Genomic DNA, 23,157 nt, shown 5'->3' with positions numbered 1-23,157 from the left:
TCTGTGCGAGATTTAACGATGTGTTGCCGGGCTTGTCCGAATGCCGAGTCAAACCATGACAGCCAAACGCTGTCTGTGGATAATGATGCGCCTTCCGGCCGCCGAGCCGGGAAGGCGAATTCGCCATACGAAGAAGCCTGAAAGGCCATAAACGGAGTGTGTCCCGCATGACCCTGGCGCTTATTGTATTGCTACCTTTTCTGGGCTGTTTTCTGCCCCTGTTGACTGGCGAGCGCGGACGTTCGCTTTGCGCTACGGCAACGATGCTAGCGCCGATCATCGGCCTGGTCCTGTTGTGGCGTCACGTACCGGAGGTATTTGCGGGCGAGACGGTTGTGCAGAGCTGGCCGTGGCTGACCCGTGTCGGGCTGAATCTCAGCTTCCGGCTCGACGGGTTGGGCTTCATGTTCGCCTTGCTGATCATGGGCATCGGCCTGCTGGTGATTCTGTACGCACGTTATTACCTGTCAAAGAACGACCCGATGGGGCGTTTTTTCGCCTATCTGCTGCTGTTCATGGGCTCGATGCTCGGCGTGGTGCTGTCGGAAAACTTGCTGTTGATGATGTTTTTCTGGGAGCTGACCAGCCTGTCGTCATTCCTGCTCATCGGTTACTGGTCGCATTCCAGTGATGCCCGCAAGGGTGCTCGAATGGCGTTGGCGGTGACCGGAGGTGGCGGACTGGCTCTGCTCGGCGGCGTGTTGTTGCTGGGACAGATAGTCGGCAGCTATGAGCTGAGTGACGTGCTGATTGCCGGCGATATCATTCGTGCCCATGCGCTGTATCCGGTGGTGTTGGTTCTGGTGCTGCTGGGCGTGTTTACCAAGTCTGCACAGTTTCCGTTCCATTTCTGGTTGCCGCATGCGATGGCGGCGCCGACACCGGTATCGGCCTATCTGCACTCGGCAACCATGGTCAAGGCGGGTGTGTTCCTGCTGGCTCGGTTATATCCGGCGCTCTCCGATACCGACCTGTGGTTCTTCATGGTCAGCGTTACCGGCATGATTACGTTGCTTGTCGGCGCCTGTACCGCGTTGTTTCAACACGATCTCAAAGGGTTGCTGGCCTATTCGACCATCAGTCACCTTGGCTTGATCACGCTGCTGTTTGGCCTCGATACCCGTCTGGCGGCGGTGGCGGCGGTGTTCCACATCATCAACCACGCGACATTCAAGGCCTCACTGTTCATGGCCGCGGGCATCATCGACCACGAGACCGGTACTCGCGATATGCGGCGGATCAATGGTCTGTGGCGCTATATGCCGCATACCGCGACATTGGCAATGGTCGCGGCGGCGGCGATGGCGGGCGTGCCGCTGCTGAACGGCTTCCTGAGCAAGGAAATGTTCTTCACCGAAACCCTGCAGCAACACCAGTTCGGCAACTTCAGCTGGATTATTCCGCTGGTCGCGACACTGTACGGTGTATTCTCGGTGGCCTATTCGCTGCGCTTCATCCACGACGTGTTCTTCAACGGCAAGCCGGTGAATCTGCCGAAGTACCCGCCGCATGAGCCGCCGCGTTACATGAAGGTGCCCGTGGAGATACTCGTGGCGCTTTGTCTGCTGGTCGGGCTTTTGCCTGCCTTCACTGTTTCCAGTCTGCTGGCTGTGGCGGCCAGCGCAACGCTGGGGGGAGACCTGCCGGAGTACAGCCTGTCCGTATGGCACGGCTTCAACCTCCCGCTGATCATGAGCATCGTGGCGATGGTGGTCGGCATCATTCTCTATTTCACGCGCCGGCAATTGTTCGGCTGGTACGAACGACTGCCGGACCTGGACGCCAAGCTGGTGTTCGAAAATGCGATCCAGAAACTGGTAGGGCGTGCCGGGCAGTTCACGCTGCTGCTGGAGAACGCATCGCTGCAGCGTTACATGACCTGGATGCTCTTCGCTGCGCTGGTGGTCACTGGCTTCTGGCTGGTGCGTCTGCCGGTCTGGCAGGGCGAGGTGGCGATGTCGCCGGTTGATGGCATCACGCTTGTCGGCGCGCTGATTCTGATGGTTGCGGCGGGGGCTACGGCGATAATGCACCGGCGCAGGCTGGTCGCGCTGATCATGCTGAGCGTGGTCGGGTTGATGGTGGCGCTGGGCTTTGCACGCTTCTCCGCGCCGGACCTGGCATTGACCCAGCTCTCGGTTGAAGTCGTGACGATCATCCTGTTCATGCTGGCGTTGTTCTTCCTGCCACGTTATACGCCGCGCACCTCTTCCAGGACGCGTAGTTTCCGCGACCTGATTCTGGCTGGCCTGGCGGGGCTTCTGGTCGGCGGCTTGACCTTCGCCGTGCTGACCCGCCCCTACGACACCATTGCCAGTTTCTTCCTGGAGAACAGCTACAGCGGTGGCGGTGGCACTAATGTGGTCAACGTGATTCTGGTCGACTTCCGGGGGTTCGATACCATGGGCGAGGTCACGGTGCTGGCAATCGCCGCGGTGGCCATCTATGCGCTGGTCGACGGGTTGCGCCTGCGCATTCCCGATACCGACATGTTCGGTCGCGGTTGGGCGCGGGCCACGCGGCCACTCATGCTGGTCAACCTGACCCGCGTGATTCTGCCACTCGCGCTGCTGGTGTCGGTGTACATCTTCTTCCGCGGCCACAACCTGCCTGGCGGCGGCTTCATCGCTGGCCTGATTACCGCGGTAGCGCTGATCCTGCAATACGTCGGTAGCGGTGAACAGTGGACTACGCAGCGCTGGGGTGTGAATTACCACCATCTGGCGGGTATCGGTGTGCTTATTGCCGGTCTTACTGGTCTGGGCAGCTTTGCCTTTGGCTATCCATTCCTGACCAGCGCCTTCGGTTATTTCCACTTTCCGTTAGTCGGAGAGGTCGAGCTGGCGACAGCAATGCTCTTCGATCTCGGCGTGTACCTCACCGTTGTGGGCGCTACGCTGCTGATCCTCGCCAACATCGGCAAATTGTCCGGAAGCCGTACTGTAAGGGAGACGCTTTAATGGAATTGCTGTACGCCCTGACGCTGGGCATTCTCACCATGTCCGGCGTGTATCTTTTATTGCGCGCACGTACTTTTCAGGTTGTCGTTGGCCTTACCCTGCTCAGCTATGCGGTGAACCTGTTCCTGCTGGCTATGGGGCGCTTGCACACCGGTATGCCCGCAGTACTGGGCAAGGCTGATGAGTACGCTGACCCTTTGCCGCAGGCACTGGTGTTGACTGCCATCGTCATCGGCTTTGCCATGACCGCCTTCGCTCTGGTGCTGGCATTGCGGGCGCAAGGCGAGCTCGACAGTGACCACGTAGACGGCAAGGGAGACAATTGATGAATCAATTGCCGATCCTGCCGGTCCTGCTGCCCATGTTCATGGGCGCTTTGTTGTTGCTTATCTCGCGAAGCAGCATGCCGCTGAAACGCGGCCTGTCGCTGATTGCCGTGCTGTTGCAGATTCCGCTGGCTATTGCGCTGGTAGGACAGGCCAGTGAAGGGATTCAAGTCTATGCCGCTGGCAACTGGGTGCCGCCATTCGGCATCGTGCTGGTAGTCGATCGTCTGGCTGCCTTCCTGCTGTTGGTCACCGCTGTGCTGGCGTCGTGTTCGGTTCTGTATGCGATGCGCGGCGACGATAACCTGGGACGCAATTTCCATGCGCTGTTCCAGTTTCAGCTGATGGGTATCAATGGCGCCTTTCTGACAGGCGATCTATTCAACCTGTTCGTGTTCTTCGAGATCCTGCTGATCGCCTCCTATGCCTTGCTGTTGCACGGTGCAGGCTCTTCCCGCGTGCGCGCCGGCTTGCACTACGTGCTGCTCAACCTGTTCGGATCAGCGCTGTTTCTGTTGGCGGTCGGTACGCTTTATGGTCTGACTGGCACGCTGAACATGGCGGACATGGCCCTGCGCATCGCCGAGCTACCCGAAGCGGACACACCCTTGATTGGTGCAGCAGGCATGCTGTTGCTCATCGTATTCGGCCTGAAAGCGGCGATGTTCCCCCTGTATTTTTGGCTGCCACGCGCCTATTCCGCCGCTTCGGCGCCGGTCGCGGCGCTGTTCGCCATCATGACCAAGGTCGGTATCTATTCGATCATCCGGGTCTATTCGCTGATGTTCGGCGAAGGCGAGGGGCCGCTTGCCTGGCTGGTGAATGACTGGCTCTGGCCGGTCGGGCTGGCCACCATTGTGCTGGCAACAATTGGCGCACTCGCTGCGAGCACCCTGAACGGCCTGGTCGCGTATCTGGTTGTGTTGTCGGTGGGCATCCTGATGGCCGGCATCTCCCTGGCCACAGCTGAAGCACTCACCGCCAGTCTTTTCTATCTGGCGCACTCCACTTGGATCAGCGGCGGCTTGTTCCTGCTTGCCGGCCTGCTGGCGCGCACCCGCGGACCCAGGCATGGTGCGCGACTCGTGCCCGGCCCGCCGTTACCCAAGCTCATGCTGTTCGGCGGCGTGTTTTTCCTGTCTGCTATCTCGATTGTCGGCCTGCCGCCGCTCTCGGGATTCATCGGCAAGCTGATGCTGTTACGCTCGGCCGGCACGGGTTTTGAAGCCGCCTGGCTGTATGCGGTGGTGCTCGGCAGCGGCCTGGTGGTTCTGGTCGCGATGAGCCGGGCGGGCAGCACCTTGTTCTGGCGCAAGGATGCGACCGCGGTACCAGGTGAGCCAATGGACGCCCTGCGCATGACTGCCGTGATTCTGCTGCTGCTCTGCAGTCCAATGATGGTGGTTTTCGGTGAACCGATAATGGATTATCTGGACGTCGCGTCGGCGGAGATATTCAACCCCTCCGGGTATATTGAGCAAGTTATGTCTACCCAGGCAGTCAACCCGGGAGGTCAGCCATGATGACGCCGAGAGCTTTGCTGCCGCACCCCTGGCTGAGTCTGTTCCTGCTTATTGTCTGGCAGTTGATCATGAACGATCTGGGTGCCGGCACGCTGATCATGGGCGCGGTGACGGCCTGGTTGATCCCGTTGCTGACCAACCCCTTCTGGCCCAATCCGCCGACGCTGCACAAACCTGTGGTGCTGCTTCGATTCACCATGAGGGTATTGCTGGATATCGTCACCGCAAACGTTGAAGTAGCCAAACTGATCCTCGGGCCCAACCGGACGCTGCGACCGGCTTTCGTAGAATATCCGCTTGAGCTGACCAACGATTTCGCCATCAGTGTGCTGGCCAGCACGGTGTCCTTGACGCCCGGCACGGTCTCTTCGGATATCAGTGATGACCGCAAGACCTTGCTGATCCACGGTCTGGATGTGGCCGATGCCCAGGAGCTGATCGACACTATCAAACAGCGCTACGAAAACCCGCTGAAGGAGGTATTCGAATGCTCCACAACGTGATTCTTGTGTGCCTGGGCATCATGTCGCTGGCGACAATACTGAATATGATCAGGTTGATTATCGGGCCCGATATGCCGGACCGGGTGCTGGCCCTGGATACGCTGTATATCAACGCGATTGCGCTCATCATCCTGTTCGGCCTGTATCTGGATTCGGACCTGTTCTTCGAAGCGGCACTATTGATTGCGGTAATGGGCTTCGTCGGAACGGTAGCCATTTCCCGGTATCTGCTGCGTGGAGACATCATTGAATAAGGAGCGCTCATGAACGACACCACCTGGATCGAGTGGCTGGTCGCCGCGCTGATTCTCATCGGCAGTGTATTCGCGTTGATCGGCTCGATTGGCTTGTTGAAGCTGCCGGACTTCTTCATGCGACTGCATGGGCCGACCAAGGCAACCACGCTCGGCGTCGGCGCGTTGGTGATTGGCTCGCTGATCTATTTCAGCACCAAGGGAGACGGCCTGAGCATGCACGAGCTGCTCATTACCATTTTCCTGTTCATCACGGCCCCGACCAGCGCAAATATGATGGCCCAGGCAGCCATGCACTTGCAGCTGAAGCGGGTAGAACGAACAAAAGGCGAGCCCTGGGAGCAATAGCGGCGCTGGCAACAAGTTGCGCAGTCGTCTGTGGATAACTCTGTGCGCAACCTGTTGGCGACCCGGTTCATGGTGGGGAGGACAGTGTGCGCAGCTTTTTGCGCACCCTGAGCAGGAAACTGCCCACTCGTTTGTGACTCGCTTCGCGGCTGAATCGAACAGGAATCTGGGCTGACGGGTAAGCAACTGATTTAGCAGGGTATTTTTGTCATGGCACAGCTCTTGATATGTCTATGGTTCCCGGATCAACAAAGATCCACGAACCCAGGCAAGGAGAGCTTTCATGCCAACACCAGCATATCTGACTATCGAAGGCACCAAACAGGGCCTTATCACCGCCGGCACCTTCACCGAAGATTCTGTGGGCAACATTTTTCAGGAAGGCCATGAGGACCAGATTCTGGTTCAGGCTTTTGATCATCAGGTCATCATTCCGCGCGATCCGCAATCCGGTCAGCCCACTGGTCAACGCGTCCATAAACCGCTGATGATCACCAAGGTGTTCGACAAATCATCGCCGCTGCTTTTCAACTCACTGACCTCCGGTGAGCGTCTGAATACATGTCGTCTGGAGTGGTACCGCACCTCAGCCACCGGCACCCAGGAGCATTACTTCACCATCGAACTGCAGGACGCCATCATCGTTGACGTTCAGTCGCGCATGCCGAACTGCCAGGATCCGAGCCTGTCGCATTTCACGCACCTGGAAGACGTCTATTTCACCTACCGCAAGATCATCTGGACGCATGAAGTGTCCGGCACCTCCGGTTCTGACGACTGGCGCACGCCGATCTCCGCATAAGTTTGCGAGAATCATCCATCGACTGGCCCTGCGCCAGTGGATGGATTTTCGGCAGTCGACACCCCAGTTGGAAGGGCAGTGTTGCACATTGATGAGGACATCGGATGTTCGCCCCGGCCAACAAGCCCCATTTCAAACTGGCCATTCAAGGCCTTTCGCACGACTTCAAGGTCCTTGAGTTCACCGGCTACGAAGCCCTGTGCCGACCCTATCGTTTCGAACTGGATCTGGTCAGCGAAATTCCCGATCTGGACATCGAAGGCTTTCTGCACAAACCCGCCTTTCTCGCCTTTGCCGCCGATGGCAGCGGCGTGCATGGTTTGATTCACAGCATTGCCCAAGGCGAAGCCGGCAAGCGCCTGACCCGCTATCGCATCACCCTGGTACCGCAACTGGCTTACCTCGCGCACCGCACCAATCAGCGCATCTTTCAGCATTTATCCGTGCCGCAGATCATCGCGCAAATACTCGAAGAGCATGGCATTCAAGGCAACACCTACCGTTTTCAGTTGGGCAGTCCATATCCTGACCGGGGCTACTGCACCCAATACGACGAGACCGATCTGCATTTTCTGCAGCGCTTGTGTGAAGAGGAAGGCATTCACTACCACTTCGAACACACCGGCGAGAGTCATACCATCGTCTTCGGCGATGACCAGACATCCTTTCCCAAGCTGGCACCGACCCGCTTTGAACAGGGCAATGGCATGGTCGCGGATGAACCGGTTATCAAACGCTTCGCCCTGCGCATGGAAACCCGTCCCAGCCGCGTGACCCGCCGTGATTACGATTTCGAAAAGCCACGTCTGCAACTGGAAAGCGCGTCCCGGGGCGCAGCCGTCCCGGATCTGGAAGATTATGACTACCCCGGCCGCTTCACCGACCGCGAACGGGGCAAGCATCTGGCCCAGCGCAGTCTTGAACGCCACCGCAGCGACTACCGCCTGGCGGAAGGTTCCAGCGACCAACCCTTGTTAATCAGCGGGCATTTCCTTCCCTTAGCCAAACACAGCCGTAGCAGCTGGAATGACCTCTGGCTACTCACTGAAATCCATCACCAAGGCAAGCAGCCGCAGGTGCTGGAGGAATCGGTCACCAGCGACGTAACTGTTGCCGATGGTTTCACTCAGGGTTACCGCAACCGTTTCACCGCCACTCCCTGGGACGTGCCGTACCGCCCACAGCTCGAGCACGCAAAACCCCAAGTGCTCGGCAACCAGACCGCCGTGGTGACCGGTCCACAAGGCGAAGAGATCCATTGCGATCAATACGGACGGATCAAGGTTCAGTTCCATTGGGACCGTCATGGCCAGGGTAATGACAAGAGCAGCTGCTGGTTGCGCGTTGCCAGCAGCTGGGCCGGCGACCGCTACGGTGGTATCGCCATTCCACGCGTCGGAATGGAAGTGCTCGTCTCCTTCCTCGAAGGCGATCCCGATCAGCCGTTGGTAACCGGCTGCCTGTATCACAAGGAACACCCGGTCCCCTATGACCTGCCAGCCAACAAGACTCGCAGCGTATTCAAGACCCTGAGCAGCCCCGGCGGCGACGGCTTCAACGAACTGCGCATTGAAGTCAAAAAGAACGAAGAACAGATCTTCATCCATGCCCAGCGCGACTGGGAGCAGATCATCCAGCACAACCAGCGCATCCGCGTCGGCAACGAACGCCACGACCGCGTCGAAGCCAACAGCTACACCGAGCTGTTAGCCGAAGAACACCACACCACCCACAGCGACCGCCGCACAGAAATCAAGGCCGACGACCACCTGACCATCGCTGGAAACCAGCACATCAAACTAGGACAGGGGCAATTCATCGAAGCCGGACAGGAGATTCACCTGTCCAGCGGCATGAAGATAGTGCTCGAAGCCGGTAGTGAAATTACCTTCAAGGTAGGCGGTAGTTTTGTGAAGCTTGACCCCAGCGGTGTGACGTTAGTTGGGCCGGGTGTGAAGATGAATTCGGGCGGGAGTGCGGGTTCGGGGAGCGGGGCGGCGCCTTTACTGCCAGAGAAACCGGAGGGTGGCGAATTCGCTGCTGCAGGTGACCGTACCCACGGCACCGCGTCAAACCCGGAGGTATCGCTAGATTCGAAAGAGCCCGGACCCCACCAGTTGATCATAGATGTATGGGGCGACCCGGACGCCGGCGGACAGGTACAACTACTCGACCCGGAGAATGAAGCATGAACGAGCTGAAGGATCAGCCGATACAGCAAGGCACCCGCAAACGCACCGAGTATGAAGACGCGCGCCGAGCCAGGCTGGCTCTGAATATCGAACGCACCGACGGCGGCACTCTGCAAATTGTTATTGAAAATGATATGCGCAGCCACGAGGAAGAACCAGAAATTCAGCAGAATACCTTCCTCGCTGTCATGCCCTTGGCGCGGCTACCCGGTCACGACCGATATAATCAGTCACCAAAGGGCGCGCTGCCTCGTGCCGGACGGATCTATGTCTTTCGTAAAAAAAAGCTATGGCGGGAGCTGGTTTGCGATGGCCAGGGCAATCTGTCAGATGTGGACGTCACCCATTGGAGGCGGAAGTCAGAACAGCAAGATGCAGACAGCCGTCCTGCGGTAGGCAAGCAGCAAGCGCTTGTTCTTGTGCCCATGCTTTTACAGGGACGGTTTGTCGGTAATGAATACCAAATGGCCTATAGCGAGCTGCCCTGGACGTGGGAATACATTAGCTGGCTAGAGGAACGTAGTGATCGCATAAGCGCTCGATGTCATGAGGTAGGACCAGCCTGGGCGGCAGCTGTAGTCGGCGGAGAGCGGTGGAGCGCCAGCCAAGCGATGCCCGTCGTAGTGATCGACAATGAAACAGAAGGGCTGCGTCCACGCGATTTTAGCGTCGAAAGCCTGATGGATGATCCCGCGTTGTTCAAGCCTGCACTGGCCAACATTCCTGCTGGCGATTGGGCGGTCAAGTTACAGCAGGTTCTTGAGCAGCTCGCCACGTACGAAGGTACGGATGTACCTCAACCTCTCACAACTTTTACTGCAGTCGCTGATGTTGTTGCCGAAAAAGCATTGCGAGGCTATCCACAGCTGGTTGGGCTGATGCTTGACGACCCTCTTTTCGCGCTGCGTCATGCTATAGCACAGATTCGGCAGGCAGAGCATTACTTGCTGGCACTGAATGCCTTGATACCCCACCGCCCAAACGGTCGCTATGCCCAAGTGTTGCACAGTACGGTCATGCACGAGGCCGACAATCCCTTGACCAGATTCAGGAGCCATCTGGATACCAGCCAGTTGGACGACGCCGTTTTTGAGGTTCAGCGGCGTGAAGCACGTGATTACATGGAACACATTCTGGGGCGACTGATACAGCTCTCCGCCGGCAGCCGTCTGGCGTACGTAGCGCAGGACTGGCTGATGAGCAGGGACGAGCGACTGCTGGAGCCTTATATATGGTTGGCGGAGGCTCTGGATGCTCTTTGCAAAAATCCAGCCCAGTCAGATGTTCTACGCCTTGGCTCAATGAGCCGTGGTCTTCAGAACGCTATTGCCCGACTCAGTCAAAGCCTGCTGAGCGGCACACACGAGCTAACGCAAACTATGCTTGCGGGAAAGGATGGTGAGTTGCCAGAAGCGGTAATCCGTATTCAAGCCCTGGCCGAAGAAAGCCGGTCGCCAAAATCTGAAAACATGGGTTTAAGTAGTCTGCTGCAGGTAGTCGACGTCGATCCGGAAGATACTGACCGTGGGATGGTGTTCAAGAATCTGAATGCACTGGTCGGGGACGCAATGGAGTATTTTTCGCTGACAGTTCTGACCCATCTCAACAGGCTTAAGGCAAGTGAGGTCTTGATACAGGTCGACTTTCACCGACTGTTCGCACCCTCCCTCGGCGTTCTAAGCCGGCTCTCACCGAAGTGGCATGGACTCCAATTGATGACGGCCGGAGAGGCCCAAGCCCAGAATTTGCGGATTCTAGGGGTGGATACTGGCAATCTTCGTCATGGTCTCTCCCCTGCGGAGCGAACCTCTCTGAGCCGCAAACACTACCTCTACGGAAATATTCTTGATCACGAAAACCGTGTAATAGGGTCGAGCAGCCCGCGCCAGCTTGGCGGCAATCTGTTGCCCAATCAGGGAAGCGCAACATTGATCGTTGCTCCAGAAGATCACCCTGAGGTCCGTAAATTCAGTGCTTGGAAAACAACTTTAAGCGATCATGTCGAGGCAGTGGCCCGAACTCCTGCAATGCCATTGGTTGCTGTGGCATGTGCTCTGTATAACTTGCAGGCTCAAAGTATTGGCATGAAAGGGTTGTTGTCTGAGGAGAATGGAGGGAAAAGGCGATATCAGGCCGGCATTTTAGGGGCAGCGATAGATCTAGCTTCTGCAACTGGAGCCCTTACTAGGCCAGTTCTTGGGGCAGGCAACGGGCTAGTCCAGCTCTTGGACAAACCTCGGTTCGAAATTCCGAACCAGTTTGCACAGTGGCGCGCGAATCTAGTGCAGCAAACCGGCAGTCCCAGTCTGCCAATTCTTCGAGCTCTATCCGGAAGCGCTATATTCTTGAGCGCCGCCCTTTGCACTTGGGACGCCAAACGAGCGTGGCATCAAGGCGATCGGGATGCCGCGGTGGCCTATGGAGTGGCAGCCACTGGTGGCGCTGCTTGGGGAGCCTATGCTCTAGGTATGTCGATCAATCCCATCGTGTTGGCCGCAGGTGCAGTCTTATTTATTGGCGGCAGCATTGTCGCCGGCTGGTTGCCCCCGGTGTCAGGGTAGTTGTCGCTTGATCGGTTTTACCTGAATCCAATCCCGGGGACGGTATGAGTCATGCAATGCCACGTTATGCACCAGAGCGAAAAGAAGCCCTGCTGAGAAAGCTGTTGCCCCCGCACAACCTGTCTGTTGCTGAGTTGGCCCGGCAGGAAGGTATCTGCGAGCAGACGCTTTATAATTGGCGCAAACAAGCCAAAGCCGGAGGAGCTGTTGTGCCGGGAGATCAAAAGCTGACTGACAACTGGTCGGCAGAAGCCAAGCTGGCGGTCGTTATTGAAACCGCCGCATTGTCAGAGATTGAGCTGAGTGAGTACTGCCGCAGCAAGGGTCTCTATCCACAACAAGTAAAGGCTTGGAAAGCCGCCTGTCTGGCCGGCCAGCAAAGCGCCAAGACGCAAAGCCAAGCTGATCGTGAGCAGGCCAAGACAGACAAGAAACGCATCCGCCAATTGGAACGTGAACTCAACCGCAAAGAGAAGGCCTTGGCCGAAGCCGCCGCACTGCTGGTGTTGCGAAAAAAGCTGAATGCCTACTGGGGCGACGACAGCGAGGATATATGACCTCGCTGCCAGTCAGGCAGAACTATGTCGAATGGCTCACTGAGGCCATCACCAACGGTGCACGCAAGAAGCCGGCGTGTGGTGAGCTGGGCATCAGTTTGCGCACCTTCCAGCGCTGGACTCAAGAGAACACCATGAAGCCTGACGGCCGTACCACTGCCATACGCCCCGTACCAGCTAATGCGCTCACCAAGGCAGAACGTCAGGCCATTCTGGAGCTGTGCAACAGCGAAGAGTTCGCGCATTTGCCGCCAAGCCAAATTGTGCCGCGACTGGCTGACCAGGGTCGTTATGTCGGCTCTGAAAGCAGCTTTTACCGTGTGCTGCACGCCGCCGATCAGCAGTACCGTCGTGGCCGCAGCCAACCGCCTCGTCGGCATCCTGCGCCCACAACACATGTAGCCACAAAGCCCAACCAGGTCTGGTCCTGGGACATTACCTATCTGCCATCGCCGGTGCGTGGTCAGTATTACTACCTGTATCTGATTGAAGATATTTACAGCCGCAAAGCCGTTGGCTGGGAGGTGCACAGCGCCGAGTCTGGCGAAGAGGCTGCCGCCTTGTTGCAACGCAGCATTCTCAGCGAAAAATGCCTGCGTGAGCCGCTGGTGCTGCATTCTGATAACGGTGCACCCATGAAGTCTGCGACCTTGCTAACCAAAATGTATGACCTTGGCGTCACGCCTTCGCGCGGCAGGCCCCGCGTAAGTAATGACAACGCCTTCTCGGAATCACTGTTCCGAACATTGAAGTACTGCCCTCAATGGCCGCAGAACGGCTTCGCCAGCCTGGATGACGCCCGGGCCTGGGTCAGGGACTTCATGTACTGGTACAACCACGAGCACCGGCATAGCCGGATCCGCTTCGTGACGCCAGCGGAGCGCCATCTGCGCCTGGATGTGGATATCTTGGCAAAGCGTCATTCGCTGTATCAACAGGCACGCTCAGCGCACCCGGAACGATGGTCAAGGAATACGCGAAACTGGGACGCTGTGAGGGAAGTAACACTCAATCCAGAGAAGCAGCAAAACCTGCAAGAAGAACCGCAGCTACAGGCTGCATAAAAGTATGGTCTACGCGACAACTACGTTGACAAACACCGGTTGATTGACAGTGATATTGAGGCACTTTTGAAAAATGGGCCCTTCGGCAAACAGCATGGCGGGGCTGGTGTGCTCGACAGCCTGCTGGGCGATGATCAGCGATTCGCTCACCTTGCCGATCCGCAGAATGCCTATACGCAGCTGCTCGGCATACTCGGCAAGCCGGTAATCCGGGTCGAGCGCCTGGCGGACTGGATGCAGAGTGCTCCAACCTACCACAGCAAGCAGCTGGAGCGGATAAGTGGACAGCGGATGCTTCGTCCACACGCGTGCCAGCCACCAGACACCCAGCCCCTCGAAGCTGACGACTGGATAGTGACTCTGCATTCGCCGCTGCTTTCCATGTTCGGTCCAGGAGGACATTTTCGATTGCACGCAGTAGAGCAAGTAGGAGTATTGCCGCTTACCGGTATGTTTAATGTCGAGCGGGTTGAGCATCGTGTCATTGAGGACGCTAAAGTGTCAGCTCTGCCGTTGGACGACGCCACTGTACTCTATGTTCTACCTAAAAAATTTCCCTTGTTGAAACTGACATCTTTGCAACGCCGTCATAATCAGGTCAGCCAGCGTCTCAAAATTATGGCCCAGTTTCGCATTGATATCGGAGAGGCGACAGGCCAGTCGCTTGTGTTGCCCCAGCCCAGTCCGAAACGTTGGCAGCCTTATAGGGCTGCTTTTCTCCGCACTCCTTCGCCGAATGCCAAGTCTAATGAGGCGCCTTACTGGCTAATCGAAACCACGGAATTCAAGGTATGACCACTCAGGAAAGACCCCCGTCGTATGGTCCCGGAGCTTTCGCTGCTAGCAATATTCCCGCGCTGGCACCAGAAAAGAGTGTTCGCGTCGGCGTGATGGATAGCCTGTTGGCCTGGGGGCACTACGCCGGGCTAGATTCCGCCGTTGAAGTGGAGCATCAACTGGAAGCAGCGTTTCATACCACCTATGAAAGGCAGGAACGCGAAGGAAGGGAACAGCATATTTTTTGCGATGCTCGGAAATGGAACTTTGAGAATGTGAGTCGTGTGCCGTATTTTATTTTCATCTTGAAGCTGATGTGCTTCATGTTTCCTTTTTATATTTGGGGAGTAGAAATAGCAGTTGTTCTTGATGGTTCTTTAGCAGTGACATTCGCCAGCGTAATGCTCGCTATAGTCTCTCTTGTATTATTCAGTAATCACCAAGCCTATGCTTTTTTATTGATGACACTCAGCGCTTTGCTCACCGCAGCTATCATCGCCTGGGACCAAAACGCCCTATGGGGTTACTGGTCGGAACAGACGGCGTTCTGGCTTGGTATGATTTTGTTCTCGATAGGGCTGTTCGGCGCGGATGCGCTGCTATGGATTTATGCTCGGTTCTATACCCACGACGGCAGCGGTTTTGACCGGCGTGAAGGTACGCTGACCATCGCCCGGCGTTTTCGTAAACCTTTTGTCGCTCCATTCTACGAGTTTGATGCGGTTTGCCAGTTACAGCTGACGCCGCACGGGGGCCATGACTATGTCCTCTGGCTGCATCACCGCTATACCAGCACCAAAGTATGCCTGGCCACCAAGTTGCATAGCCTGGGTCTGGACAAACCCAACCTGTTGGCGTTCTGGGACACCCTGCAGCGGTACATGGATGTCGAGCAGCCTTTGCCGGATCTACCCATCCTCGAACAGAGCAGACACCTTGATCCGGTGACAGCCGCCCACGATCAGACGTGCGGTCGTACATCCCGGTATTGGCGCGATATTGATGCGGAGACGTGGAGTCGGAGGGAGGGACGCGGGCTGCGCGAAGAACTGGCAGCCTATCCTTGGCAGCAACACCCTTGCATTCTGCAAGAGAAGATTGATCCAGACTTGAGTATCGAAAGCTACTACCGAAAGCAGGAAGCCAAGGGCATCCATGCTACGCCCAAGGGCGATGACTTTGACGACATCCACAGGGGTTAGCTGAACGGACGCGAGTGCAAAACGCCTGTCCGCCAGGCTCCGTGTAGGTGATTACCCAATCTCCCCCGCATCCTCCGTAATCTCCCCACGCGGCCGGGGAAATCCGGCAATAATCGCGACAATGGCAACTGCACCTAGCAACCAGCAGTAGTGCACCTGGCCGGCCAGTATTAATGGAGATACGCCAGCAAGGGAGCCTGCCAGGAGGATCTGGGCGCCGTAGGGGATCAGGCCCTGGATTACGCAGGAAAAGATGTCCAGCAGGCTCGCGCTGCGGCGGCGGTCTACGTTGTAGTGACCGGCCAGGTCCCGGGCGACGCTGCCGCTGACGATGATCGCGACGGTGTTGTTGGCCACGAACAGGTTGGCCAGGCTTACCAGCGCGGCGATTGCCGCTTCACCACTGCGGCGTCCGGCCTGGCCGAGTTTTGCGGTTATGTTCTGAATGGTTTGCCGCAGCCAGGCTAGGCCGCCTTCGCGCTTCATGACCGCTGATAACCCGCCAATGAACATCGAGAGCACGGCAATCTCCAGCATGCCTTCGAAGCCCCTGTAGATATCGTTACCCCAACTGGCGACCGAGTAATCATCACCGAGGAACATGCCCGTAAACCCCGAGAGCACGATCCCGGCCATCAATACGGCGAACACGTTCAGTCCACTCAGCGCCAGAACCAGTACGGCGAGGTAGGGTAACACGAGCATAAATTGGTAGTCGGCAAGAGCAGGCTCGGTGGCGGTGTCTCCAAGTATGAACAGAAGGATCAGCGTCAATGCTGCCGCCGGCAGAGCGATCATCAGGTTCAGCTTGAACTTGTCGCGCATGGCGACGCCCTGGGTGCGGGTTGCAGCGATGGTGGTATCGGAGATGATCGACAGGTTGTCACCTGCCATGGCGCCGCCAATGACCGCGCCCATGGCCGCCGGAACCGAGATGCCGGTGGCTTCGGCAAAGCCCAGCGCAACGGGTGCAACCGCGCCGATGGTGCCCATGGATGTACCCATGGCTGTCGAGATGAACGCGGCAATTAGAAATAGACCTGGCAGCACGAAAGCCGGCGGTATGAAGCTCAGGCCCATGTTGACCGTCGCTGTTACGCCGCCGATGGCATCGGTAACGGTGGCGAATGCGCCAGCGAGGAAAAAGACCAGCACCATGGTGATGATATTGCTGTTGCCGATGCCGGCAATGAAGGTATCCAGGCTTCGATTAAGCCCCTCCCGCGCGAGCAGGATGGCCAGGACAATGGCTGGCAGTATCGCGACCGGAGCTTTGATCTGATAGAACGCGAACTCGGTCCCGATCAGGGAATAGTAGGTGCCGCTGCCAAGGAATACCAGAAGAAACAGCAGTAGCGGGAGCAGGGCGATGGCGCGGGGCTGAGGGCGTTCTTTCATATCGTTTCCGTAGGTCATCGGACGCATAGGGCGCAAGTGTAAGCCAGCACTACGAACATAGACCAGCGCTGCGGACGAAGTTGGCGTAGCGCAGGCGCGCTACACTCCCAGGGTGGCATTGTTTGGCGCGCTGTATTTTATGATCTGGCACAGCGGTTGCGGCCTGGGTTCCCCTGGGGTTGGCGTGCGTCTCGGGCCGCGTTCGGACGCGCCGACAATGTTTGGGGTGGCTTGCGAGCTCTGGCGTAGCGCAGGGGCGCTACACCCCCAGGACCACGTTCGAACTCGCCGAGAGGCGTGCGGCCGAGCAGTATCAGAATGATAAGTTTCTTGGAAAGAGGTATTGGCTACCCCGGAACCGGGGCAGCCAGAAGTAGGTTACTCCGCCATCGCCATGCTTGTGGTGGCGGGAGTCATTACGATCTCTACACGACGGTTTTTATGACGACCGGTCTCGGTGCTATTGTCTGCGCGGGGTTCTTCTTCGCCCATGCTGCTTAATTGCATTCGCTTACGGCTGACACCGCCTAACATGAGGACATTGGCTACAGCCTGGGCGCGTTCGAGGCTCTGCTGTTCGTTCAGGGTGTCTTCGCCGGCGCTGTCGCTATGGCCGATTACAGAGAAAAGGGTTTCTTCGTCGTCGCGGATAGCCTTGGCAATTTTGCTCAACGGGACCAGGCCAGACGGTAGAAGCAGGGTACGCTTGGGATGGAAGTTGCCATCTACTGGAATAATCAGGCGAATCTGCTCGCCTTCGCGTTCAATTTCGTAGCCCTGGGATTCGGCTACCTTGGTTAGATGCTCCACGCGGGGTTCAGCCCACGGCTTGGAAATCTGGACAGGTTCTGGTGCCTTGGAGGCGCAGGCCGCCAGAGCAAGACTAAGGGTGAAAACGGCAACTACTTTTATGGTTTTCATGCACGCGTCCAAAATCAAGAGCTTGGGAGGAACAACTGGAGTTGTCTATAACTCGCTGTTGCCGAAGGGTAGCATTCTGGCGCAATTCTGTGACCAATTGTAGCCAGTGTTTTCCTAGACGAAAGTGTTATTAGAGAAGGGGTTCACATATGCGACTTGGTTTAAGGGCTGTTTGCTTCGCGCTGTGCGGCAGTTCCGTTTTGCTGTCCGGTTGTGCGTCGTTGCCCTGGTCGTCGGCCGAGAGCGATAGGGTGGTGGGCTTGCTCGAAAGGAACGGGGACGAATGGACTGTACAGCGGTGTCGCGATGATTCCATCGTCAATGTTGAAGGCGCGGCCGCTGTGGAGCAGTTGTTCCAGCGCGTTGCGCAGCCGGGGCAGATCGCAATCTTTGTCGACATCGAAGGGACTGTTCGAGATGACAGGTTACTAACCAGCCGGGTGCTGCGTATGCAGTCCACCGGCCGGGGTTGCGCCGATGAACCGCAATCGGGCCAATGGATCGCCCGCGGCATTGGTGATTCCTGGCGCCTGGTAGTGGACCGCCAGGGCATCCGCTTCGACGGCCTGGCCGATCAGGAAGCGGGGCCAGTGCCGATGATCGCTGAAAGCCTGCCAGATGGTTCGATGAGCTTTCGGGGGGCGGAGGATAACGACCTTGAGTTGTGGCTTTATCCGCAGGACTGCTTTGATAACGCTGGAGACTACCGCCATTTGACTGCAACGTTGACGGTTAATGGGCGACGCCTGAACGGCTGTGCCTATAAAGGCACGGATGCGACAACGCCCTGAGCGTCTGGCCACAGGCGTAGTGAACGGATGCCTAGCCGCCCAGATAGGCGCTGCGTACCTGCGGGTTGGCCAGTAGCGCCTCGCCGGTATCCTGCAGCACGATGCGGCCATGCTCCATAACGTAACCGCGATCCGCTAGCTTGAGCGCCTGATTGGCGTTCTGCTCGACGAGAAAGATGGTTACGCCGTTGCGCCGCAATTGTTCAATGATCTCGAATATCTGCTGGATGATGATCGGCGCGAGACCCAGCGAGGGTTCGTCCAGCAGCAATAACCTTGGTTTGCTCATCAGTGCGCGCCCGATCGCCAGCATCTGTTGTTCGCCGCCGGACATGGTGCCGGCGCGTTGCTGGTAGCGCTCCTTGAGGCGCGGAAAGAGTTCAAGCGTGGCGTCGAGTTGCTTGTCGAATTCATCGCCGCGGACAAAGTACCCGCCCATGGTGAGGTTTTCCTCCACGGTGAGGCGGGAAAACACGCGGCGGCCCTCGGGCACGATGGCGATATCCTTGCGCATGATCTGCGCGGTGGTCAGGCAGGTCAGCTCTTGATCCTCATAGCGAATGCTGCCACTGGTAGCGCGCGGATCGCCGCACAACGTCATCAATAGCGTCGTTTTGCCCGCGCCGTTGGCACCGATCAGCGTGACGATTTCGCCACATTGCACCTGGATACTGATGTCGTGCAGCGCCTGGATCTTGCCGTAGTGGGTCGAAACGTTATCGAAAACCAGCATGCAATATCCTCAGGTTTCGCCCAGATAGGCCTTGATCACATCCGGGTTTTGCCGGATTTCCTCCGGCGTGCCTTCGGCGAGCGGGCAGCCCTGATTGATCACCACGATGCGATCAGAAATGCTCATCACCAGCTTCATATCGTGCTCAATCAGCAGGATGGTCAGCTTGTGGGTGTTACGTAATTCTGCAATCAGCTCTTTCAGCTCCTCGGTCTCGCGCGGATTGAGCCCGGCCGCGGGTTCGTCCAGCATCAAGAGCGTGGGCTGGGTGACCATGCAACGGGCGATTTCCAGCCGTCGCTGTTGCCCATACGCCAGGGTATTGGCCTTGCGGTTGGCAAACTCCAGCAGATTGACGCGCTCCAGCCAGTAGGCCGCGCGCTCCATGGCTTCCTTTTCACTGCGGCGGAAGGCCGGGGTCTTGAACAGTCCGGCGAGCATGCTGGTGTTCATGTTGTGGTGCTGGGCGACCAGCAAATTTTCCACTACGGACATTTCCTTGAACAGCCGCACATGCTGGAAGGTCCGAACCATGCCCCGGCGCGCGACCTTGAAGCCCGGCAGGCCCTGAATATCTTCACCGCGAAACAGAATGCGCCCGGCGCTGGGCTTGTAGAACCCGGTCAGGCAGTTGAATACCGTCGTCTTGCCGGCACCGTTGGGCCCGATCATCGAGACGATCTGTTGCGGCAGGATTTTCAGCTCTACGCCGTCAACCGCCAGCAGGCCGCCGAAGCGCATGGTCAGGCTGGATACGTCGAGCAAAGGTTGAATGGCGCTCACGTCCGTAACTCCAGATGCGGGCGTTTCATCGGCAGCAGCCCCTGCGGGCGCCAGATCATCATCAGTACCATCAGCAGACCGAACAGCAGCATGCGGTATTCATCGAACTGGCGAGCGACTTCGGGCAGTAGCGTCATGATGATCGCCGCCAGAATCACGCCCACCTGCGAGCCCATGCCGCCCAATACGACGATGGCGAGAATGATTGCCGACTCGATGAAGGTAAAGGATTCCGGGCTGATAAACCCCTGCCGGGCGGCGAAGAAGCAGCCGGCGAACCCGGCAAAGGTCGCGCCTATGGTGAAAGCGTTGAGCTTGACCGCTGTGGGATTGATGCCCAGCGAGCGGCAGGCGATCTCATCTTCGCGCAGGGCTTCCCAGGCGCGCCCGACGGGCATGCGCAACAAACGGTTGATGACATAAAGCGTGATCAGCACCAGCAGCAACGCCAGAAAATACAGGAACATCACCCGGTGCACCGAGCTGTACTCGATGCCGAAAAATTCATGGAAAGTTTGCATGCCGTCACTGGCGCGGCGGCTGAATTCCAGTCCGAACAGGGTCGGCTTGGGAATGCCGCCAATCCCGTTCGGGCCGTTGGTCAGCCAGGTCATGTTGTTCAACAGGATACGGATGATCTCGCCAAATCCGAGCGTCACGATTGCCAGGTAGTCGCCGCGCAGCCGCAGTACCGGGAAGCCCAGCAGAAAGCCGAACAATGCCGCCATTGCGCCAGCGGCAAACAGTCCGGGCCAGAACCCGATGTCGAAGTACATCGCCAGCAGCGCATAGGTGTAGGCGCCGACGGCATAGAAGCCCACATAGCCCAGATCCAGCAGCCCGGCCAGACCGACGACGATATTCAGTCCCAGCCCCAGCATGATGTAGATGAGCACCAGGGTTGCCAGATCAGTGCCGCCACGGTCAGCGTAGAAGGGCCAGATCAACGCAGCGGCAATAAGGAAACACCAGAACAGCCGACGTACTACCGGCTTTTCAGTCACCGCGGTCAAGCCAGCGGGGCTTTTGGGTATTCCTGGCAGGGCTCGCCATAGCCCATCCAGTTGATCGCGAAACAGATTGAACAGGAACATGAAGAGCGCTGCGGCGGCGATCTTCCAGTACACATCAGGTCCGGCTCCGGTAACAATCAACCCGCCGCCCGACTGGCTGAGGCGGACACCCATGAGCAGGCCAGTCAATGCAATGACGACGGCCGCAGAGATAATCGCTGATTTAAAGTTGTGCCGGGTCATACCTTTTCCACCTCCGGCCTACCGAGAATGCCGCTGGGGCGAAACAACAGCACCAGTATCAGCAGACTGAAGGCGACCACATCCTTGTATTCGCTGCTGAAATAGCCGGCTGTCATGGCTTCGGTTACACCCAACAGCAGCCCACCCAGCACCGCGCCAGGGATGCTGCCGATACCGCCGAGTACCGCCGCCGTGAACGCCTTCAGCCCGGCCATAAAGCCTATATAGGGGTTCACCACCCCGTAATACATGCCCAGCAATACCCCGGCGACTGCTGCCAGCGCCGCGCCGATAACAAAGGTCAAAGCGATGATGCCGTTGGTATTGATGCCCAGCAGATTGGTCATCTTCAGGTCCTCGGCGCAGGCGCGGCAGGCACGACCCATGCGTGAGCGGGTAATGAACAGCGTCAACAGCGTCATGGATATCAGCGTGACGGCGAAGATGATCATCTGCATATAGGAAAGCGTTGCGCTGAAGCCTTCAGGCGGGCCGATATCAATACCGCCGGGTATCAGGTTCGGCATGGCGATGTCCCGCGATCCCTGTGCCAGGCGCACCAGATTCTGCAGAAAAATCGACATGCCAATCGCAGAAATCAACGGAATCAACCGATTGCCGCCACGCAGTGGCCGGTAAGCAACACGCTCGATGCTGTAGCCGTAGGCGCTGGTGACTATCATGCTGATGATGAAGGTGCCGATGATCATCAGCGGCAGGAACTCGATACCGAACATCGCCAGTGCCGCAATGGAGATGAACGCGATATAGCTGCCGATCATGTACACCTCGCCGTGGGCGAAGTTGATCATGCCGATAATGCCGTAGACCATCGTGTAGCCGATGGCGATCAAGGCGTAGGTGCTGCCGACGGTCAGGCCGTTCAGCAGTTGCTGGATAAAGTAATAAAGCGAATCGGGCATGGCCACAACACCTGAAAAGGGACAGGACGGTCAATGCGGGCAGCACTAAGGGCACAACAACAGGCCCGTGGGGTTACCAGCGGGCCTGTGGACATTTTCATTACTCGGACAATGCGGTTTTGCTGGAGTCGGCGTGCCACTCGTAGACCACAAAATTGAAGTCCTTGAGATCGCCTTTTTCATCGAAGCTCAGCGTGCCGGTGGGTGTCTCGAAGCTGTTTGAGCGCAATGCCTCGGCGACGTCGAATGGATCAGTGCTGTCGGCCAGCTTGATACCGTCTGCGATTACCTGCACCGCAGCATAAGCGGGGAATACGAAGGCACCGGAGGGGTCTTCATTCTTGGCCTCGAAGGCTTTTACCAGGTCAGCGTTCTTCGGATCTTCATCGAACGCCTTGGGCAGTGTCACCAGCATACCCTCGGACGCTTCGCCGGCAATTGCCGAGATGTCCGTGTTGCCGACACCTTCCGGCCCCATAAAGGTGGCGTTGAGACCCTGCTCTCTGGCCTGGCGCAGAATCAGCCCCAGCTCAGGGTGATAGCCACCGTAATACACGAAGTCCACATCGGCCTGCCGCAGTCTGGAAATAAGCGCAGAGAAGTCCTTGTCGCCGGCGGTGATGCCTTCAAACAGGGCGACGTCGATATCATTCTCGCGCAGTACATCGCGCACCGCAGTGGCTATGCCTTCGCCGTACTGCTGTTTGTCATGCACCACCGCAACCTTCTTCGGCTTGACCTTCTCGGCAATATATTGGCCGGCGGTTGGTCCCTGCAGGCTGTCCAGCCCGATGGTACGGAAGATCAGTTCGTAACCACGGCTGGTGATCTCGGGGCTGGTCGAGGCAGCAGTGATCATCAGGATGCCTTCGTCTTCATAGATATCGGAGGCGGGCTGGGTAGAGCTGGAGCAGAGATGGCCGACCACGAACTGGATGTCTTCATTGACGATACGGTTGGCCACGGCGACGGCCTGTTTCGGGTCGCAGGCGTCATCGAATATCACGCCCTCGAGCTGGCTGCCGTTCACTCCGCCCGCAGCGTTGATCCGGTCGATGGCCATCTTCGCACCGATGAATTGCATGTCCCCGTATTGCGCGACGGGTCCCGTTACCGGCCCGGCCAGGGCGATCTTGATGTTGTCCGCGGCCATCGCAAAGCCGGTGGCGCCAGCCATGGCGGCCACTGCGATCATTCGTGAAAGGGCTTTCCTGTATGGTTTTTTCATTCTTCTGCTCACTGTCATCCGTACGATTGAGGGGCCTGCAGGCTGTCGCAACGCA

At 57.7% G+C, this 23,157-nt stretch carries 21 protein-coding genes; 13 read left to right on the top strand and 8 right to left on the bottom strand.

Annotated elements, in window-relative coordinates; translation table 11 throughout:
- Positions 1-167 precede the first annotated feature (167 nt).
- The 10 genes from G3M63_RS18390 to G3M63_RS18345 all read left to right on the top strand — a co-directional run bounded on the left by G3M63_RS18390 (position 168) and on the right by G3M63_RS18345 (position 13,090).
- Complete coding sequence (locus G3M63_RS18390; RefSeq protein ID WP_163984037.1) at positions 168-2,960, top strand: monovalent cation/H+ antiporter subunit A; 2,793 nt, start codon at positions 168-170, stop codon at positions 2,958-2,960.
- Entirely contained in the window at positions 2,960-3,286 is a 327-nt protein-coding gene (locus tag G3M63_RS18385) for a Na+/H+ antiporter subunit C (protein WP_150299729.1), read from the top strand. The genes G3M63_RS18390 and G3M63_RS18385 overlap by 1 nt, the downstream gene beginning before the upstream one ends.
- Positions 3,286-4,809, top strand: coding sequence for a monovalent cation/H+ antiporter subunit D (locus G3M63_RS18380; protein WP_163984036.1), 1,524 nt, complete (start codon positions 3,286-3,288; stop codon positions 4,807-4,809). Before G3M63_RS18385 ends, G3M63_RS18380 begins: the two co-directional genes overlap by 1 nt.
- Complete coding sequence (locus G3M63_RS18375; protein ID WP_150299765.1) at positions 4,809-5,312, top strand: Na+/H+ antiporter subunit E; 504 nt, start codon at positions 4,809-4,811, stop codon at positions 5,310-5,312. The genes G3M63_RS18380 and G3M63_RS18375 overlap by 1 nt, the downstream gene beginning before the upstream one ends.
- A complete protein-coding gene (locus G3M63_RS18370; protein WP_150299731.1) occupies positions 5,297-5,566 on the top strand; it encodes a K+/H+ antiporter subunit F in 270 nt (89 codons plus the stop codon). Before G3M63_RS18375 ends, G3M63_RS18370 begins: the two co-directional genes overlap by 16 nt.
- A 9-nt stretch (positions 5,567-5,575) precedes the next feature.
- On the top strand, positions 5,576-5,914 hold the full coding sequence (locus G3M63_RS18365) for a Na+/H+ antiporter subunit G (RefSeq protein ID WP_150299732.1): 339 nt from the start codon (positions 5,576-5,578) through the stop codon (positions 5,912-5,914).
- Positions 5,915-6,197: 283 nt separating this feature from the next.
- Entirely contained in the window at positions 6,198-6,716 is a 519-nt protein-coding gene (locus G3M63_RS18360) for an Hcp family type VI secretion system effector (protein WP_150299733.1), read from the top strand.
- A gap of 104 nt (positions 6,717-6,820) precedes the next feature.
- Positions 6,821-8,908: a type VI secretion system tip protein TssI/VgrG gene (tssI, locus tag G3M63_RS18355; protein ID WP_163984035.1), complete on the top strand. Its 2,088-nt coding sequence runs from the start codon at positions 6,821-6,823 to the stop codon at positions 8,906-8,908.
- Positions 8,905-11,469, top strand: coding sequence for a hypothetical protein (locus G3M63_RS18350; RefSeq protein WP_163984034.1), 2,565 nt, complete (start codon positions 8,905-8,907; stop codon positions 11,467-11,469). The genes tssI and G3M63_RS18350 overlap by 4 nt, the downstream gene beginning before the upstream one ends.
- Positions 11,470-11,525: 56 nt before the next feature.
- Positions 11,526-13,090 (top strand): IS3 family transposase gene (locus tag G3M63_RS18345; protein ID WP_163984141.1). Its coding sequence is split into 2 segments (ribosomal slippage): positions 11,526-11,988 and positions 11,988-13,090, totalling 1,566 coding nucleotides; the frame shifts between segments, so codons are not numbered across the junction.
- A 9-nt stretch (positions 13,091-13,099) separates the two neighbouring features.
- Here the strand turns inward: G3M63_RS18345 and G3M63_RS18340 are convergent.
- Positions 13,100-13,456, bottom strand: a complete 357-nt coding sequence (locus G3M63_RS18340; RefSeq protein ID WP_163984033.1) for a hypothetical protein — start codon at positions 13,454-13,456, stop codon at positions 13,100-13,102.
- A 42-nt stretch (positions 13,457-13,498) separates the two neighbouring features.
- Here G3M63_RS18340 and G3M63_RS18335 point away from each other — a divergent pair, with 42 nt between their 5' ends.
- Both G3M63_RS18335 and G3M63_RS18330 read left to right on the top strand, forming a co-directional pair.
- Positions 13,499-13,885: a hypothetical protein gene (locus G3M63_RS18335; RefSeq protein WP_163984032.1), complete on the top strand. Its 387-nt coding sequence runs from the start codon at positions 13,499-13,501 to the stop codon at positions 13,883-13,885.
- 554 nt (positions 13,886-14,439) lie between these two features.
- Positions 14,440-15,069 (top strand): hypothetical protein, encoded by a 630-nt coding sequence (locus tag G3M63_RS18330; protein WP_163984333.1) that lies wholly within the window; start codon positions 14,440-14,442, stop codon positions 15,067-15,069.
- Between the two features lie 51 nt (positions 15,070-15,120).
- Here the strand turns inward: G3M63_RS18330 and G3M63_RS18325 are convergent, their stop codons facing one another.
- Complete coding sequence (locus G3M63_RS18325) at positions 15,121-16,467, bottom strand: Na+/H+ antiporter NhaC family protein (protein WP_163984031.1); 1,347 nt, start codon at positions 16,465-16,467, stop codon at positions 15,121-15,123.
- A gap of 378 nt (positions 16,468-16,845) precedes the next feature.
- Positions 16,846-17,388, bottom strand: a complete 543-nt coding sequence (locus G3M63_RS18320) for an OmpA family protein (RefSeq protein WP_163984030.1) — start codon at positions 17,386-17,388, stop codon at positions 16,846-16,848.
- A 149-nt stretch (positions 17,389-17,537) separates the two neighbouring features.
- Between G3M63_RS18320 and G3M63_RS18315 the strand changes: the two genes are divergently transcribed.
- Positions 17,538-18,179: a hypothetical protein gene (locus G3M63_RS18315; RefSeq protein ID WP_163984029.1), complete on the top strand. Its 642-nt coding sequence runs from the start codon at positions 17,538-17,540 to the stop codon at positions 18,177-18,179.
- A 31-nt stretch (positions 18,180-18,210) separates the two neighbouring features.
- On the opposite strand, the gene G3M63_RS18310 is transcribed toward G3M63_RS18315, so the two are convergent.
- The 5 genes from G3M63_RS18310 to G3M63_RS18290 form a co-directional block, all read right to left on the bottom strand.
- A complete protein-coding gene (locus G3M63_RS18310; RefSeq protein ID WP_163984028.1) occupies positions 18,211-18,912 on the bottom strand; it encodes an ABC transporter ATP-binding protein in 702 nt (233 codons plus the stop codon).
- Positions 18,913-18,921: 9 nt separating this feature from the next.
- Entirely contained in the window at positions 18,922-19,686 is a 765-nt protein-coding gene (gene livG, locus G3M63_RS18305) for a high-affinity branched-chain amino acid ABC transporter ATP-binding protein LivG (protein ID WP_335721611.1), read from the bottom strand.
- Positions 19,687-19,691: 5 nt separating this feature from the next.
- Positions 19,692-20,951, bottom strand: a complete 1,260-nt coding sequence (locus G3M63_RS18300; RefSeq protein WP_163984027.1) for a high-affinity branched-chain amino acid ABC transporter permease LivM — start codon at positions 20,949-20,951, stop codon at positions 19,692-19,694.
- A complete protein-coding gene (gene livH, locus G3M63_RS18295) occupies positions 20,948-21,874 on the bottom strand; it encodes a high-affinity branched-chain amino acid ABC transporter permease LivH (protein ID WP_163984026.1) in 927 nt (308 codons plus the stop codon). The genes G3M63_RS18300 and livH overlap by 4 nt, the downstream gene beginning before the upstream one ends.
- Before the next feature lie 100 nt (positions 21,875-21,974).
- Positions 21,975-23,102, bottom strand: coding sequence for a branched-chain amino acid ABC transporter substrate-binding protein (locus G3M63_RS18290; protein ID WP_150302376.1), 1,128 nt, complete (start codon positions 23,100-23,102; stop codon positions 21,975-21,977).
- Between the last annotated feature and the right edge of the window lie 55 nt (positions 23,103-23,157).

The sequence above is a fragment of the Pseudomonas sp. OIL-1 genome (assembly GCF_010669185.1).
GTDB classification, from domain to species: Bacteria; Pseudomonadota; Gammaproteobacteria; order Pseudomonadales; family Pseudomonadaceae; genus Halopseudomonas; species Halopseudomonas profundi.
Note: the sequence above shows the minus strand (reverse complement) of the source record. Positions and strands in the feature narration are given on the sequence as shown.